Genomic DNA, 1,547 nt, shown 5'->3' on the forward strand with positions numbered 1-1,547 from the left:
GTGTACATCGAAATACGGCTTATCAGGCGTTAAAAGATGCTTGCGATGACTTGTTTGCAAGACAATTCAGTTATCAGAGTCTTAGTGAAAAAGGTAACACTATTAATCACAAATCAAGATGGGTGAGCGAGGTGGCTTATATTGATAATGAAGCTGTCGTTAGACTTATTTTTGCCCCTGCTATTGTGCCTTTAATTACTAGGTTAGAAGAACAATTTACAAAGTATGAAATACAACAAATAAGTAATTTAACAAGTGCTTATGCTGTTCGTTTATATGAAATATTGATTGCATGGCGTAGTACTGGAAAAACGCCTCTCATAACTATGTATGATTTTAGACAAAAAATAGGTGTACTCGAGACTGAATACAAACGAATGTATGATTTTAAAAAATATGTTTTAGACATTGCATTAAAACAAGTAAATGAACATACCGATATTATTGTCAAAGTTGAACAGCATAAAACAGGTAGATCTATTACTGGTTTTTCATTTAGCTTTAAACAGAAAAAATCAGCCACGCATTCAGTCGAATCTAAAAGAGATCCGAATACATTAGACCTCTTTTCAAAAATAACAGATAAACAACGCCATCTATTCGCCAACAAGCTCTCAGAGCTTCCTGAGATGAGTAAATATTCACAAGGCACAGAAAGCTATCAGCAGTTTGCTGTACGTATAGCTGCCATGCTGCAAGATGCAGAGAAATTTAAGGAATTACTTCCTTTACTCAGAAAATTAGGATTTCAATGACATTGTTAATTGAAATTGTTAAGTTAACAGTCAGGTATTAACACAAGTTGAAAACTGGTTTACATAATGAAAAAACTGTCAGTTTCAGAGTTAGCTAAGCTTTATGGATATTCAAGACAAGCCATATATGCACATATAAACAAAGGAAATTTATCTAAAGGATCTGATGGATTAATTGACTTTTCAGAGGCCCTAAGAGTTTTTGGGGAACCACAAAAAAAAGAGGATACAGTCAATCAAAGTCAATCAATTAACAGTCAAAACTTGACAGAAGTTGACTTACTAAAACGTCAAGTTGACATACTGGAAAAACAATTAAATCAGGCAATACAGAGAGAAAATCAATCTTTAGAACGTGAATCGTTTTATCAAGAACAGATTGAAGCTATGCAGCGCTTACTAGAAGCACCAAAAGCCAATATGACTACCTTTACCGATCAGAGCTTTAAACAGGATATAGCAACGGATCCTCGGTCGGAACTAGCAACGAACTATGACGAATTGACTACTCCTCAGCAAGACAATAAGCGTATTCCTATCCCGGAGCATGTTGAACCAGAACAGAAGAAGAGAGGCTTCCTAAGCCGCTTTTTCCTTCCATATGGTTAGCCAAGACTCCAGTTTTTTGAAGAGCCAATTTCAGTGCAAGCACTTGAAATAATGACTCCTCAAAAAACCGGATGATGTTTATTAAAACTGAATAAAACCGTGGAACATCGCTCAATTAGTGATCGTGGAACATGAATAATCAATAAAAAGCCGTTCTGGTGCCCTATACTCCAGAACGGCTTA

At 35.7% G+C, this 1,547-nt stretch carries 2 protein-coding genes; both read left to right on the forward strand.

All coding sequences use genetic code 11. The features are described 5' to 3' along the window. The coding region (repM, locus tag CXF88_RS14305; RefSeq protein ID WP_052799137.1) for a replication initiation protein RepM at positions 1 to 755 on the forward strand (755 nt) is incomplete at its 5' end. Positions 756 to 821: 66 nt separating this feature from the next. Further along, the gene (locus CXF88_RS14310; RefSeq protein WP_004896925.1) at positions 822 to 1,364 is read left to right on the forward strand and encodes a plasmid replication DNA-binding protein; all 543 of its coding nucleotides are present in this window, start codon (positions 822 to 824) and stop codon (positions 1,362 to 1,364) included. Positions 1,365 to 1,547 lie beyond the last annotated feature (183 nt).

It is taken from the genome of Shewanella sp. ALD9, assembly GCF_002836315.1.
Classification (GTDB): domain Bacteria; phylum Pseudomonadota; class Gammaproteobacteria; order Enterobacterales; family Shewanellaceae; genus Shewanella.